The 14,061-nt window shown below is 68.8% G+C and carries 15 protein-coding genes; 8 read left to right on the forward strand and 7 right to left on the reverse strand.

Features of this window, described 5'->3' with window-relative positions; genetic code table 11:
- Nucleotides 1–79 precede the first annotated feature (79 nt).
- The gene (locus WDJ58_RS08250; RefSeq protein ID WP_338917192.1) at nt 80–1,117 is read left to right on the forward strand and encodes a S1C family serine protease; all 1,038 of its coding nucleotides are present in this window, start codon (nt 80–82) and stop codon (nt 1,115–1,117) included.
- Between the two features lie 144 nt (nt 1,118–1,261).
- A complete protein-coding gene (locus WDJ58_RS08255) occupies nt 1,262–1,624 on the forward strand; it encodes a hypothetical protein (RefSeq protein WP_338917193.1) in 363 nt (120 codons plus the stop codon).
- Between the two features lie 72 nt (nt 1,625–1,696).
- Here WDJ58_RS08255 and WDJ58_RS08260 read toward each other — a convergent pair whose 3' ends face one another.
- The 3 genes from WDJ58_RS08260 to WDJ58_RS08270 form a co-directional block, all read right to left on the reverse strand.
- Nucleotides 1,697–2,452, reverse strand: coding sequence for an ABC transporter permease (locus WDJ58_RS08260; protein WP_338917194.1), 756 nt, complete (start codon nt 2,450–2,452; stop codon nt 1,697–1,699).
- Complete coding sequence (locus WDJ58_RS08265; RefSeq protein ID WP_338917196.1) at nt 2,449–3,438, reverse strand: ABC transporter ATP-binding protein; 990 nt, start codon at nt 3,436–3,438, stop codon at nt 2,449–2,451. Before WDJ58_RS08265 ends, WDJ58_RS08260 begins: the two co-directional genes overlap by 4 nt.
- Before the next feature lie 117 nt (nt 3,439–3,555).
- Entirely contained in the window at nt 3,556–4,605 is a 1,050-nt protein-coding gene (locus tag WDJ58_RS08270; protein WP_338917198.1) for a DUF5787 family protein, read from the reverse strand.
- A gap of 268 nt (nt 4,606–4,873) precedes the next feature.
- On the opposite strand from WDJ58_RS08270, the gene WDJ58_RS08275 reads away from it, so the two are divergent.
- On the forward strand, nt 4,874–7,570 hold the full coding sequence (locus WDJ58_RS08275) for a VWA domain-containing protein (protein ID WP_338917199.1): 2,697 nt from the start codon (nt 4,874–4,876) through the stop codon (nt 7,568–7,570).
- Between the two features lie 213 nt (nt 7,571–7,783).
- Here WDJ58_RS08275 and WDJ58_RS08280 read toward each other — a convergent pair whose 3' ends face one another.
- Together WDJ58_RS08280 and WDJ58_RS08285 are read right to left on the reverse strand one after the other, a co-directional pair.
- Nucleotides 7,784–8,221 (reverse strand): bis(5'-nucleosyl)-tetraphosphatase, encoded by a 438-nt coding sequence (locus WDJ58_RS08280; RefSeq protein WP_338917200.1) that lies wholly within the window; start codon nt 8,219–8,221, stop codon nt 7,784–7,786.
- Between the two features lie 149 nt (nt 8,222–8,370).
- Entirely contained in the window at nt 8,371–9,702 is a 1,332-nt protein-coding gene (locus WDJ58_RS08285; RefSeq protein ID WP_338917201.1) for an MFS transporter, read from the reverse strand.
- A 188-nt stretch (nt 9,703–9,890) separates the two neighbouring features.
- Here WDJ58_RS08285 and WDJ58_RS08290 point away from each other — a divergent pair, with 188 nt between their 5' ends.
- The 5 genes from WDJ58_RS08290 to WDJ58_RS08310 all read left to right on the forward strand — a co-directional run bounded on the left by WDJ58_RS08290 (nt 9,891) and on the right by WDJ58_RS08310 (nt 12,636).
- The gene (locus WDJ58_RS08290; RefSeq protein WP_338917202.1) at nt 9,891–10,379 is read left to right on the forward strand and encodes a PUA domain-containing protein; all 489 of its coding nucleotides are present in this window, start codon (nt 9,891–9,893) and stop codon (nt 10,377–10,379) included.
- 365 nt (nt 10,380–10,744) lie between these two features.
- Nucleotides 10,745–11,173, forward strand: a complete 429-nt coding sequence (locus WDJ58_RS08295) for a nascent polypeptide-associated complex protein (protein ID WP_338917203.1) — start codon at nt 10,745–10,747, stop codon at nt 11,171–11,173.
- Nucleotides 11,170–11,934: a methyltransferase domain-containing protein gene (locus WDJ58_RS08300; RefSeq protein WP_338917204.1), complete on the forward strand. Its 765-nt coding sequence runs from the start codon at nt 11,170–11,172 to the stop codon at nt 11,932–11,934. Before WDJ58_RS08295 ends, WDJ58_RS08300 begins: the two co-directional genes overlap by 4 nt.
- A gap of 70 nt (nt 11,935–12,004) precedes the next feature.
- Nucleotides 12,005–12,253 (forward strand): hypothetical protein, encoded by a 249-nt coding sequence (locus WDJ58_RS08305; RefSeq protein WP_338917206.1) that lies wholly within the window; start codon nt 12,005–12,007, stop codon nt 12,251–12,253.
- A gap of 2 nt (nt 12,254–12,255) precedes the next feature.
- The gene (locus tag WDJ58_RS08310; protein ID WP_338917207.1) at nt 12,256–12,636 is read left to right on the forward strand and encodes a hypothetical protein; all 381 of its coding nucleotides are present in this window, start codon (nt 12,256–12,258) and stop codon (nt 12,634–12,636) included.
- A gap of 11 nt (nt 12,637–12,647) precedes the next feature.
- Here WDJ58_RS08310 and WDJ58_RS08315 read toward each other — a convergent pair whose 3' ends face one another.
- Both WDJ58_RS08315 and WDJ58_RS08320 read right to left on the reverse strand, forming a co-directional pair.
- A complete protein-coding gene (locus WDJ58_RS08315) occupies nt 12,648–13,250 on the reverse strand; it encodes a hypothetical protein (protein ID WP_338917208.1) in 603 nt (200 codons plus the stop codon).
- Nucleotides 13,251–13,367: 117 nt separating this feature from the next.
- The gene (locus tag WDJ58_RS08320; protein ID WP_338917209.1) at nt 13,368–14,030 is read right to left on the reverse strand and encodes an MBL fold metallo-hydrolase; all 663 of its coding nucleotides are present in this window, start codon (nt 14,028–14,030) and stop codon (nt 13,368–13,370) included.
- Nucleotides 14,031–14,061 lie beyond the last annotated feature (31 nt).

The raw sequence follows: 14,061 nt of genomic DNA on the forward strand, positions 1-14,061 counted from the left end.
GTGACACCTGACCGCACGCGTCATATACGCTGGCCGCCCTAACCCGAGGTAAGTCCGGCCGCGGGGTCGGGCCGACCTGATGACAGACGCGACAGACACCAGCACGCACACGTACGAACGGCTCTACGGGGAGACCATCCCGTCGGTCGTCTCGCTGTACGTCACACCCGAGGCGGACGGCGAGCGGGGCCGACACGGGGCCGGGTCCGGGTTCGTCTACGATCGGACCCACGTCGTCACGAACCAGCACGTGGTCGGGGACGCGACCGAGGTCGACCTCCGGTTCAGCGAACGCGACTGGCGGCGCGGCCGGGTCGTCGGCACGGACGCCTACACCGACCTCGCCGTCGTCGCCGTCGAGGACCTCCCGGGGTACGCGATCCCCCTCGAACTCGTCGCCGCGCCCCCGTCGCCGGGGACGCCCGTCGCGGCGCTCGGCAACCCGATGGGCCTCGACGGCTCCATCTCCGCGGGCATCGTCTCGGGGGCCTCGCGGTCGATGCCGACCGGCAACGGGTTCGCCATCCCCGACACCGTCCAGACGGACGCGCCGATCAACCCCGGCAACTCGGGGGGTCCTCTGGTGACGCTCGACGGCCGGGTGGTCGGCGTCAACCGGGCCCGGACGGGCGACAACATCGGCTTCGCTGTCTCCGCGGAGGTGGTCAGACGGATCGTCCCGGAGCTCGTCGAGACGGGTGAGGTGCGACACGCCTACCTCCGCATCCGCACGCTCGACGTCTCGCCGACGGTCGCGGAGGCCAACGGGCTCGAGGAGACCCGCGGCGTTCTCGTCGTCGACGTCTCGCTCGGCCCGGCCAGCGGCGCGCTGCTCGGCTGTGACGACACGCGCGTCGTCCGCGGCCGCGAGATTCCGACCGGCGGCGACGTCATCGTCGCCATCGGCGGCGAACCCGTCGACTCACACGAGGGGCTGATGCGCCACCTCCTGCTGGAGACCGGCCCGGGCGAGGAGGTGACGATCGACCTCCTGCGCGACGGCGAGGAGCTGACCGAGCGCGTCACGCTGGCCGAGCGTCCCGCCCCACGTCGTCGCCGTCGGCGCAGAGGGGGCGGGAGGGGAAGCGGTGGCGGCGGACACATCCCGGTCCGCTAACTCCCCCCTGGCTCTCCGTGCACGGACCGATCCACGAGGACGGGCCGGTCGACCCTGATAAACGACCGGATCGAATCGGGAACCGACCGCCCCGAAACGGATTCATTCCACCTGTGCTGAACGTACGTCAGAGGTGAAAATCTCGTGGACTGTATATCGTGTGGGCTGCCGTCGGGGTACAACCGGGTGGTGATCGACGGGGAGACCGAAGCGGAGATCGGTGGCCTCTGTATCGAGTGCGAGGAGCACCAGATGGGCGAACGCCTGCGGTGGGACATCCGGGCGAAGACCGAACCGGAGGGGTGTGCGCTCTGCGCCCGTGACGCCCACGTCCGCGCCCCCGAGTGGGATCCGGAGATGGAGACGTCCGCGGACGGTACCGCCGTGTGGGTCGAGTACCAGGTGACCGAGACGACTCCCGGTCTCTGCGAGGAGCACTTCGAGGGTCTCGTCGCTCCCGACACGGTGGCCGAGCCGACGCCCGGGACGCCCCGTCGGTCGGAGTGAGCGCCGGTCCGACTCGCTCCGACTGACCCGGACGTCCACCGCTCACGGTCGAGCGTCGAGGGCCCGGGGCCGTCAGTCCGTCCGGGGGATGGCGACCGCCCCGGCGACGAAGAGCACCACGGCGAGCGCCGCGAGGACGATCAGATTCGAGGCGACCGACCCGCCGGCGGGCTCGTACGTCACCGCACGTACCCCCCGCGCGAAGTAGGTGAGCGGCGAGGCCCACACCGGGAGCCACCCGGGGAGGAGGTCGGGCTGGACGAACGTCTCCGAGAGGAAGAGCAGCGGGAGAGCGACCCCGTTCGACGCGGCGATCACGCCGTCCTGGGAGTCCGCGATCCGGCCGAGGACCGCACCGAGACCGCAGAACAGCACGACCCCCAGGAAGACGTAGGGGACGACGAGGAGCGTCGCCGGGCCGAGACCGACGTTCGCACCGGTCGCGACGATCACGAGGGCGAAGATCAGCAGCGCCGCGAGGCCGATCACGCCGGCGTTGACGAGCGTCTGTGCGAGCAGCCACTCCGCGCGGCTCAGGGGCGTCGTCGCCAGCTTCTCGAAGCGCGCGCCCTCGCGGTGACGGGCCACCTCGCTCCCGACCCGCGACAGCGGCGTGAACAGCACGACCACCGCCAGATACCCGGGGACGTAGTAGGCGGGCGGGAGGGCGAACAGTCCGCCGTCGGCTCCCTGGCTCCGGACGATCACCCCGAAGATGAGCACCAGCAGGACGGGAAAGAAGAAGGTGAAGAACACCGCGGTCCGCCGGCGGAGGAACGACCGCGCCGCGGCCGTCGCCTCCGCGCGGACCCGACCCGTGCGGCTCACCGGTGCTCACCTCCCTCGCCGCTGGCCGCGGGTTCGACCCCCGTTCCACCGTGCACTTCGTCCTCCCGCTCGACGGGCTCCCCGCCGCTCCCGACGCCGGTTCCGGTCAGCGCGAGGTAGACGTCCTCGAGGTCGGGCTGTGTCCACGCGAGCGCGCCGTACGCGATCCCATCGTCGTCGAGCACCGCCGCGACCTCCCCCACCTCCCGCGCCGCGATACCGGTGACGGCGAGCCCTCTTCGGGTCTCGACCGTGGCGTATCCGGCCGCGTCGAGCGCCGTGGTCGCCCTCGTGGTCTCGCCCTCGACGGCGATCTCCAGGCGCGGCTCGCCGCCGTGCGCCGCGACGAGTTCGGCGGGCGTCCCCGTGGCGACGAGTTCGCCGTCGGCCAGCAGCCCGACCCGGTCGGCGAGCGTCTCGGCCTCCTCCATGTAGTGGGTGGTGAGGAGGACGGTCGTTCCGGCCTCGGCCAGGCGTTCGAGGAGTGACCAGAGGGCGCGGCGGCCGGCAGGGTCGATCCCCGTCGTCGGCTCGTCGAGCACCAGTAGCTCCGGATCGTTGACCAGCGCGGTGGCGACGCAGGCCCGGCGCTTCTGTCCGCCCGAGAGGTTCTCGTACCACGTCTCCGCGTCGTCGGAGAGCCCGACGTCCGCGAGCACGGACTCCACCGAGCGCGACTCCTCGTAGAGCCCGCCGTAGTACTCGACGAGCTCCCGCGCGGTGAGCCGCTCGGGTGGGCCGAACTCCTGGGGGAGCAGACCGATCCGCTCGCGGTCGACCGCTTCCGGGGTCGCTCCGAGCACCTCGACGCGACCCTCCGCGTCGGTCGTCCCCGTGAGCGCCCGGATGAGCGTGGTCTTCCCCGCCCCGTTCGGGCCGATGAGCCCGAACACCTCCCCCGATCCCACGGTCAGGTCGACGCCGTCGAGGGCGACGGTGTCACCGTACGTCCGGCGGACGCCCTCGGCGACGACGGCGTGCTGCATGGGGGACCGTCCGGGGGTATCCGGTATTGCGGTTGTGGTTCGTCCGTGAAAGAAGCAGTCGTCTCCGTACCCGGGGGCGACATCCGTCGCTCGGCGCGTTGGGACGCTTCGATACCGTCACTCCCGCTGTCGCCGCCGCTGTCGGTCGAGCAGTCGTTTCTGCCCCTTCCCCGGGCCGCCCTCGATCGGCCACCCCCGGGTCCGCCACGCCGGGGGTTCGGGCGAGAACTCCGGGCACGACCCCGAACACTCCCTGTCGGTCGGCGACCGATCCTTCGCCCCACACCACGGCATCGGACCGGCCGGGTCGCGCAACTCGAAGTGCCGGCAGTCGGGCCGCATGGTGTCGGCGTACGAGCGCCAGCCGCGCTCGTAGGCCCGCTCGGCGATCTCGAGGCGCTTCTCGGCCTTCCACGCCGGGTCGGCGTACTCGAACCGCGCCGCCGAGCGGTCGTGTTCGCCGGTGCCCGGCCGGTCGAGGATGCGCGTTCCCGGACTACTGACGGCCAGCGACCGGGGATGCCAGACGACCTCCGGGGTGTCGAGTGCCGGTCCCTCGCGGTCGAACGCGAGGATGCCCGCCTCGACGGGCAGCCGTTCGAGCAGCGCCGGTTCCACGGACTCGCCCGTCCTGCGGGTGGCGACCCACACCTCGTCGGCGAGTCCGAGCGCCACGTCGCGCTCGGTCTGGTCGGCCAGCGCCCGCGCGGCCGAGGCGTCGAGGTCCGGCTTGTTCTCGACGGCGATCACTCGACGAACCCAGTCCGGGTAGCGCCAGCGCCGCCGGAGTTCGATCCGGCCGTCGCGCTTGCGCGAGTCGACGACGCCACGGTCGGCGGCGCGGTGGACCGCCTCGCGGACGTAACGCCACGGGTAGTCGGGCTCGGGGAGCGCCTCGCGGTACCAGGACCACTCCCGGGGGGCATTCCGGACGACGTGGAGGAGATCCGAGTCCAGCCGCTCGGAGCCAAAGCACGCCCGGGTCTCGAGGCCCACGGGGTCGCACTCGAGGACGATGGTGTCCCAGCGGCGGTCGCGCGTTCCGAGCTGGCGGGCGACGAGCACCGAGCTGTCGTCGCGGGCCGGTTCCCAGGCCCGCTCGGCCCACCGGCAGACCCGGAGCTCGAAGGTGAACTCCGGTTCGCGTCCTCCCGCGTGGCCGGTCACGACCGCTCCTCGGTGTGCGGGGGGCCTAAACCGTTCGCACCCGATCCCGTTCGGCCTCCGGTATCACTACCGGACTCTCACGTCGAACCTCGCTCCCCTCAACGTCCTCACTCGCCCGACGACCGAACCCGCTCCGGCCCGAAGCCGTGCAGACCCATGCAGTAATCTCCCCTCCTGCTGGTGTTATCGTAGCCGACCCGTCTTATCGACTATCGGGTCCGATAGGAACATTATATATACTGTCATATTGATTCCGCTCTCTGAGCCGATGAACAGAGCAACACTCTTCGTACTGGTGATGATCGGGGCCTCGTTAGCCGGGGTCGGCGCGGCCCAGCAGACGTCGTCCGACGCACTGGACCCGACCAGCCACCTCAGCACGACACCTCCTGTCGACGGAAACCTGACGATATCCGGTGAAACCGATCGGTTTTGGTGGGCAAGTCACTCTCTCATACTAGATGACTGGGAGAGGGTAACCGTCACGCTAACCAACTTCGGGTCCGAAGAACTCTCCCTTTTAATCGGCGGCGGCGAACGGAATGGGTTCACTGTGGGTGATATCATAGTTGCACCCGGTTCAACTGGCTCAACGTCGTTCGAGTATGATCCTACAGTAACAGATTGGTCCGTGTTCGGACTTTATCTCACAGGTGCCCCCGGAACTGAGTACAAGATCGAGGTCGTATCCGAGACCGATCGACTCTCGCCGACACCAACACCTACGCCGACGCCGTTCGAAGAGGTAGAACCGAACGACGACTATCCCTCGGCGAACGCAGTCGAACTCGGCCAGGTGGTGTCCGGTGAGGGGGACCGAGGGGGCGGCGTTGATACTTTCAAGACGTATCTCGACGAAGGACAGAGAGTAAACGCTACGTTCACCAACTTCGGATCGGATAGTCTCACTGTATATATAACCGGCGGTCCGAGACTCTCGGACGACTTGGCTACGTTTCGAGTCGCAAGCGGTGCTACTGAATCCGTGTCGTTCCGTGCGTACAGCAGATCGCCGCTACAGAAGAGACAGGGCAGGACGTACATTCGCGCGAAGTTTATAGAGGTATACTCCTCGTATCCTACCCGTTACGAGTTCGAGATCGTCCCCGAGACCGATCAGCCCTCGCCGACGCCAACCCCGACACCGACGGCGACACCAATACCAACACCGACGCCGACACCAGGGCCGCCCACGCACTTCCAGATCGACCTCGTCGAGGGCGAGCCGATCGAACGGCTGGATCCTGAGGCGGGCGACACGTACCACAAGCAAGGCCGGTTCATCACCGCGCTCACCCGCTCCGAGGAGGAGGGGAACGCCGGTGGGCCGGGGTCGTACATGGGCCGGACCTACGAGTCCGACGGTTGTGAGGTGGCCTACAGCCTGCTCGGTTTCGACCCCGACACCGGTCTCTCGGAGGTCGCCGTCGAAGTCTCGGACGTCGGTGGCTGTGAGGACATCACCCTCTCGTACGTCGGCTACGAACTCCCCGAGGGGACGACGGGCTGGGACCCCGATCGGGCCGACGAGCAGGAGCTCAGAGACTCGGAGACGGTGACGCTCGAACCGGGCCAAAGCACGTCCTTCATCGTTGACGTCGTCGATGAGGAAACCCCAACGCCGACGCCAACACCCTCACCGACGCCGACACCCAGGCCCGAGCTGCCCGTGGACTACCAGATCGATCTCGTCGAAGGTGACCCGATCGAGCGGCTGGACCCGGAGGCGGGTGACACGTATCACAAACAGGGTCGGCTCATCACCGCGTTCCTGATCGACGAGGACGACCGGCGGCGGGGCGGTCCCGGTTTTACTCCCCGTCGAACCTACTCCTCGGACGGCTGTGAAATCGACTACACGCGGCGGAGCTTCAATCCGAATACCGGTACGTCGCGTGTCGGCGTCACGGTCGAGGACGCGGGAGGCTGTGAGGGGATCACCCTCACGTATGTCGGTTACGAACTTCCCGACGGATCGACCGGCTGGGACGCCGATCGTGCCGACGAACAGGAGCTCAAGGATTCGATGACCCGTACACTCTCCCCCGGCGACGAAATGGTATTTATCGTCAACGTCTTCGACCAGGACCCCCCGACGACGGGCACGTTCGAAGTAGCGGACATCGACGCTCCTGACGTCGAACAGGGGGAGATAGCGAACGTGACCGCGACGATCGAGAACACCGGTGATACGGCCGGGACGCAAAAAGTTAATCTCTCGACGGAAGGTGCAGCCGCGAGAGGGGCGACCAAGCTAGATATCGTCTTCGTTGTCGATGATGTACACCCGTCACCGAACGAAATGGAGGACGTACAGGGGCACATTCGCAACTTTTCCAGCCAACTCGACCGGGCCGAGGTCGACGCACGATACGCACTCGTATCGTTTGCGAACGAGCCCGAAGTGGATCAGGAGTACACGAGCAATATCTCAGAATTCCAGGATAGCGTCGACCGACTCACGCGAACTAGCGGATCCGAGAGGGCGGACGCTTGGGATGCGATCCGTATGGCACTCGAATTAGAGGCTCGTGAGGATTCGACTCCCGTCGTTATCCTGATCGGCGAAGCACCGGCATACCACAACAACGAGTTCTCGGATCTCATCCGGTCCCAGGTTGCCTCCCTGATCGATGAGGCGAATGCCTCGTTGATCACCGTCACCTCCGTCCATAGTGACGTGGCTAGTCGGCACGGAGACACGACGGCACTCGCTGGTGACGTAGAAGACGGGACGCATTTCGATCTCGTGAAGTACGACTTCGGCGGCCCCATCTCGGACGAGATCGCCGCTCTGCTCATCGAACGATCGCGCACGCGAGAGGTGACCCTCGCGCTTGCCCCCGGCGAATCGGCACGAGTGTCGTACTCGGTGAGCACCGACGACGTTCCGCCGGGCACCTACAACATCACGGTCTCCACGGAGAACGAGTCCGAATCGACGACGCTCACCGTCACGGACTAACTCCCGGGCACCTTCTTCAGGTCTCGGACGGCAGCGGAGACGTGGCCGCGCTGTCGGTGGCAGTTCTCCGGGGGCTACCCGGCGGCGGATTCGCGTCTCGCCCGGGTCGCGGCGGCGATGGCTCCTCCTTCGCAGTTGAACCCGAGAACGTGATCCCGTCGTCGGACGGTGCGGCCGCTCCCCGTACCGGACGGACGCGGGCGATCGCCCGCCTCACTCCGCCTCTTCCGTCTCCAGCGCCTCCTCTATGAACTCGTGGGCCTCGCGGAGGATGTCCCGGGGGCCGTCCTGGGTGATGGTATTGATCGCCTGCTCGTAGTCGCGCCACTGCAGGTCGCGGTGCTCCTTGGATAGCTCTGCGGACGCCTCGAACGACCTCGCGATGAACAGGTGGACCGTCTTGTGGATGGTCTTCCCGTTCGCCTCGAAGACGTAGTCGTAGTCCTCACGGAAGCCGTCGATGAGCCGGAATTCGTCGATCCCGGCCTCCTCTTTCACCTCGCGGATGGCGGTCTGTTGTAGCTCCTCCTCGCCCTCGACGCCGCCCTTCGGGAACTCCCAGTCCCCGGGACGGCTCTTGAGCAGGAGGTACTCCCGCCGGCCACGCGTGTCGCGAAAGAGGATGGCTCCCGCGCTCGTGGCCTCTAGCATACGCGTGAATACTCCACGACCATTTAAATCCGTGTCGGACCACACACGATTCTGAACTCCGCGGGAACCGCCGCGGTCGTTCGTGGCATCCCATCCCGGAAACGCGCCCGTCCGGCGGGACGAACCACCCACCTACGCCGGGATCCGTCTCAGTCCTGTGGGGCCGGCTCGCCCGTCGGGGGGTCTGCCACGTCGAGACTCTCCTCGACCTGCGAGAACACCAGCGCCAGCGCCACCGCCGCGAGTCCGGCCCCGAACGCGAACGGGACGACGAACCCGTAGGAGACGAGGAACCCGGATACGAGGGGGCCGAACGCCACTCCCAGCCCGAACGCCATCGTCAGCACCGAGAGCTGCGTCCCCGACTGGCCCTCGCGGGCCAGGTCGCCGGCGAGCGCGAGTGCGGGGGCGAACACGCACGCGACGGCGACCCCCTGGACGAACCGCGCGACGAGCATCAGCAGCGGGTCGGTGACGAACCCCTGTGCGAGCACCGACGGGACGAGGATCACGAACCCCGCGAGCAGGAACGGGCGACGGCCGTACTCGTCGGACCAGCGTCCGATGGGGACCTGGAGGAGGACGTTGGCGATGACGACCGCGGAGAACTGGAGACCGAACAGCGTCGAGCCCTGGCCGAGACGGGCGTTGATCGTCTCCTGGAGGGTGGCGTACAGCGCGATGGTCAGTGCCATGAACAGCGTCCCGACGCCGAGGACGAAAACCGGGTCTAACCCCCCGCCATCCCGGTCGAGGACGGCGATCGAGAGGGTGTCGCCCGCGTCGGCGTCGGGTGACTCGGGGTCGTTCACGAGCAGGAAGACGAGCGCGAAGCTCACGACCGCTCCGAGGACCGCGACGGCGAACGCGGCGTCGAACCCCGAGACCGCCATCCCTCCGAGCGCGGGTAGCCACGCCGGGAGGGCGTACGTGACGACCTGGTCGCCCCCGAACCCGCCGGTGACGACCGCGCCCGCGACGACCGGCCCGAACCCGAAGCCGATCAGCCGGAAGGTGTTGAACACCCCGAAGTTCCCGCCCCGCTCGCGGTTCGAGGTCGCGTAGTCGTTGACCAGCGCCACCGTCACGGGAACGGTGAACGCCGCACCGAGCCCCTGGAGGCCTCTGACGACCACCACCGACCAGTAGGAGGTGACGAACGGGTAGGCCGCCGAGGCGACGGCGAAGATCACCAGCCCGAGCAGGATGTAGAACTTCCGCCGGTTCGTCCGGTCCGACAGCCGGCCGGTGAACGGCTGGCCGAAGCTGTTCAGGAAGCCGAACAGCGAGAGCACCACGCCGATGAGGAACTCCTCGGTGAGCCGGAAGCCGAGCACCTGCCCGTCGACGATGCCGGCGATCGATATCTCCCCGCTGGCGATGTAGAGCGGCAGGACGATGATGAGAAAGGAGTTCCCCAGGGCGTCTGCCATCCGCGCCATGGCCAGCGCCAGCACGCGTCGGTCGACGCCCAGAACCATTCGTTCGGGAGGTGGACCGTCGGCCGTAAGACGGTTTCCATGCGCCTCACTCCTGCCGGAAGCCGACCGACCACCCCGACAGCGCTCGGAGAGACTGACCTCGGTCGAGTGGTCGCCCGGGAAGCGAGGCGTGGCCGACACCTGGGCCACGACGAAAGCGGCTTGACCGGTCGGGGCCAGGTCCGTTCATGGACGAGCGCGAACACGCCCGAGAACGGCGTCGACTGCGAACCCTCGCCGACTACCAGTTCGGGCGGGGTGCGGGTCGGGCGCTGTTCGACGAGGATGTCGTCGTCCGGCGGACGAGCACGGGTCGACCACAGCAGGTGCTCGCGGACGGCTCGCGGCTGGTCTCCTACGGGACCGACGGGCGGTTCACCCTCGGCGTGGCGGGCGGTCGACGGCTCCACGCCGCGCTCTCCCCGCCGGCGTACCGCGTGGTCGTGGGCGACGAGAGCGAGCCGTTCCTCCGGGATGGGGCGAACGCGTTCGCCAAGTTCGTCACCGACATCGACCCCGCGATCCGGCCGGGCGACGAGGTGCTCGTCGTCCACGAGCGGGGCGACCTCCTCGCGGTCGGACGCGCGGAACTCCCCGGGGAGGCGATGCTGGAGTTCGGGACGGGGATGGCGGTGAAGACGAGGGAGGGTGCGGGCGAGCCCGACGGGACGGTGTGACGCGGGTCCCCCCCACGTGTCGCCGTCGCTGTCACCGACGCTCGCCAGGTCGTTTCAGACCGTGAAAACGCTCGCGGGTCGCTTTATACGTACCTCCACAAGTGGAATCCGGGGTGAGTGGGGCCCATCGATGATGGGGCTGTCCGACGAGGACGCGTTGCGGGCCCCACCGCCTCGGGGTGGCGGATGCACCCGACCGTCGCCGAGACGGCCCGGGAATCCCGTTACGATATCGGTGTACGGCAGGGGGGAGTAACGGTCACCCGGCGTCGACGGCGACGTCCGATCGCCGGTCACTCGTGCGTGGCACGCCGTGCCCGCACGGAGTGAGTAGGCTTTTTTATTGGGCGTCCCTCCCGACGGGTATGTTCGGAGGAGGCGGCGGCGGACTCAACCCCCGCAAGATGAAGCAGATGATGGAACAGATGGGGATCGACCTCACCGAGATCGACGCCGAGGAGGTGATCATCCGGACGGCCGACGAGGAGCTGGTCTTCGACGACGCGGACGTCCAGCGGATGGACGCCCAGGGCCAGGCGACCTACCAGATCGTCGGCTCGCCCGAGAGCCGCCCCCGGTCGGACTCCGGGTCGAGCGGGGACGACGCCGCCACGGCCGGGGCGGTCGAGGCGGCCGATCCGGAGGAGGATACGGAGTCGTCGGGCGGGGACGACATCCCGCAGGCCGACGTCGAGATCGTCGCCGGACGGACCGGGGCGAGCGAGGCGGAGGCGCGGGAGGCGCTCGAAGCCGCCGACGGCGACCTCGCGGCCGCGGTCGAGCGGCTGGAGTGACCGACACGGGAGAGCGCGACCGACCGACCTTCCTCCTCGTCAGCGGCGACCGCGAGTTCCTCCTCTCGCCCGGCGAGGAGAAGGGGACCGACCTCGGCGTGCTCGAACTGCCGGAGGACGCCGACCCCGGGGACGTCGTCGAGACGCATCTCGGCGAGCCGTTCTCGGTCCGGGAGCTCCGGGGACCCGACCTGTTCGACCACATGGAGCGGACGGGCGCGCCGATGATGCCCCGCGATATCGGCCTCCTGATGGGCCACACGGGGGCATCGGCCGGCGACCGCGTACTCGACGCCGGGACCGGCACCGGCGTCCTCGCGGCGTACCTCGGACGGGCCGGTGCCTCGGTCACGACCTACGAGTCGAACCCCGACTTCGCGGACGTCGCCCGCGGGAACATGGCGCTCGCGGGGGTCGCCGACCGCGTCGAGGTGCGGACCGGCGACGTCACCGCCGACCTCGACGACCTCTCGGGCGGGTTCGACCTCCTCACGCTCGACACCGGGGACGCCCCGACGGTGATCGAGCGCGCGCCGACACTGCTCCGGGCTGGCGGGTTCCTCGCCGTCTACACGCCGTTCGTCGAGGGGACGCGCGAGGCGGCCCTCGCGGCCCGCGAGGCGGGGCTGGCGGAGGTGGAGACGTACGAGACGATCCAGCGGCGGATGGACTTCGACGACCGCGGCTCGCGCCCGGGCACGGCGGGCGTCGGTCACACTGGCTACCTCACGTTCGCACGGATGCCCGCGGACGGGGAGTGACTCGGGGCCGGCCCGGACTCGTCTCGCCGGCTTCCCCGTCGTTAAGTTCACGCCGACACAACCCCCTGCCATGAGCGAGAGCGATGCCGACGAGGTCGAGCCGCGGGTCGAGGAGACTCGGACCTGGCCGGAGCTAGCGATCAGCCTCTACGACCGCCTGACCGGCCGCGGTGCCGAGATAACCTACGAATTCTCCGACATGGAGGTGGACGTCCCGAGCAAGACCGGACCGGACGCCGACCACGCCCAGTGGCGGATCGACGGGACGCTCCGCATCGCCACCCGCGAGCGCGACCGCGACGGCGACGACTCCGACTGACGGTGACGCCCGTTCGAGACCTCTTCGAAGCGCTCCAGGGCGATCTCGCCGACCGAGCGCCGATAGACGTCACCGCGGACCTCTCGCTCGCCGTCGACGGCGAGCCGGTCCGCGTCGAGTCGTACACCGACCTCGTGACCGTCGACCTGCGGTCCGTTCGATCGGCGGTCCGGCTCCTCCGTCGACACCGCGACCGGGCGGGTGACCTCCCCGACCTGCTCGCGGCCGCCGGACTGACCGTCGAACTGACGGTCGGCGGGACCACGGTCGTCCGCGCGGGGGCCGACGCCGACGCCGGGTCGCTGGAGCGACGCTTCGGCTACCCGGCAGTTCGGCTCCGGCCGCTCGGCTGCCTCCTCGCGGTGCTCCGCTCGCCGCGGTAGTCGTTCCCGACCTATCCGGTCGCCCGAACCAGATCGAGTAGCTCCTCCTGGTAGCCGCTCGCGTCGGGATCGACGTCGGCCAGCAACTCACCGAGCCCGGACTCGGGGTAGACGCCGCCGGCGACGTGGAACCTCTCGTCGAGCCAGACGGCGATGAACCCCCTGACACGGAGGTCGACGCTCAGGCCGCCGTCCCGGAGCGGGTAAATCGCCCGGTAGTCGGTGAGCCGCGCTCGCGCGCCCGAGTCGGTCCGCACGTTCCGTGTCCGCCCGCGGTCGACGTTCACGAACCCTCGCTCGCGGAGGTCCTCCGCGAACTCCCGTCGGGCCTCGTTCGCCACGGTCGACCTGATGAGGGATGCGACGCCGGGGGAGAGCGGTGGTGAGAACTCGACGGTGCTGGCGAAGAAGAACCGGCAGAGCCGGTCGACGCCCGTGGCCTCCCCCACCGCACGCCGGAGGGTGGCGTCCTCGTAGACGCGGGTGTGGCCCTCGACGCGGGCCGCCGACAGCTCGAACAACGTCTCGGTGGACTCCTCGACGAGCTCCCAGCCCCCGGCTTCGAGACGCCCGGTCGGCTCGCCGACCGGGCCGGTGCTCGTCCCCTCGGACATACCCCGGCTACGGGCGGGTGACGTATAGTCCTGTGTCCGACGGCAGTCCCCCGGGTGAGCCGGTCGTCCTCGCTCCCGGTCGGGGGGACGGGAGGCGGTCGCGAGCCGGCGGTCGGATCAGAACAGTTCGACCCGGATGCCGTCCGCCTCCAGCGCCTCCGCGAACGCGCTCGCGTCGGTCTCGATGGCCTCGAACGTGTCGTAGTGGACCGGGAGGACGAGGTCGGGATCGACGCTCCGGGCGAACTCCGCCGCTTCCTCCCGGTCCATCGTGTAGTGCCCGCCGATCGGCGGGATGAACACGTCGGCGGTGATCGACTCGTGGTGAGGGAGGAAGTCGGTGTCCGAGGGGAAGTAGACCGTCGTCCCGTCGAGGTCGAACACGAGGCCGATGACCTCCCCGTCGGCGTGGAACGGGTTCCCCTCGTCGTCGAGGTGCTCCCCCTCGGGATCGTTGTAGGCCGGGACGGCCCGGACGTCGATCCCCGCCACGGTCGTCTCACCCTCGTAGGGGAGGTCGATCACGTCGAAGTCGAGGTCGGTCGTATCGACCGCCTCGTAGACGGCGACGGTCGCGTCGGGTCCGGCGACTGCCGCGATCCCCTCGGGATCGTAGTGATCGAAGTCGTCGTGCGTGACGAACACGACGTCCCCATCGCCGGGTTCGCCGTCGAGGACCTCCGCCCACGGGTCGATGTAGACGACGGTCTCGCCGGTGTCGATACGGACGCTCGCGTGTCCGGGTCGCTCGAACGACAGCCCCTCGTATTCGACGGACATGGTTCGGGAGCCACTACCGCCTCCCGTCTAA

Source organism: Salinirubellus litoreus (assembly GCF_037335815.1).
Classification (GTDB): domain Archaea; phylum Halobacteriota; class Halobacteria; order Halobacteriales; family Haloarculaceae; genus Salinirubellus; species Salinirubellus litoreus.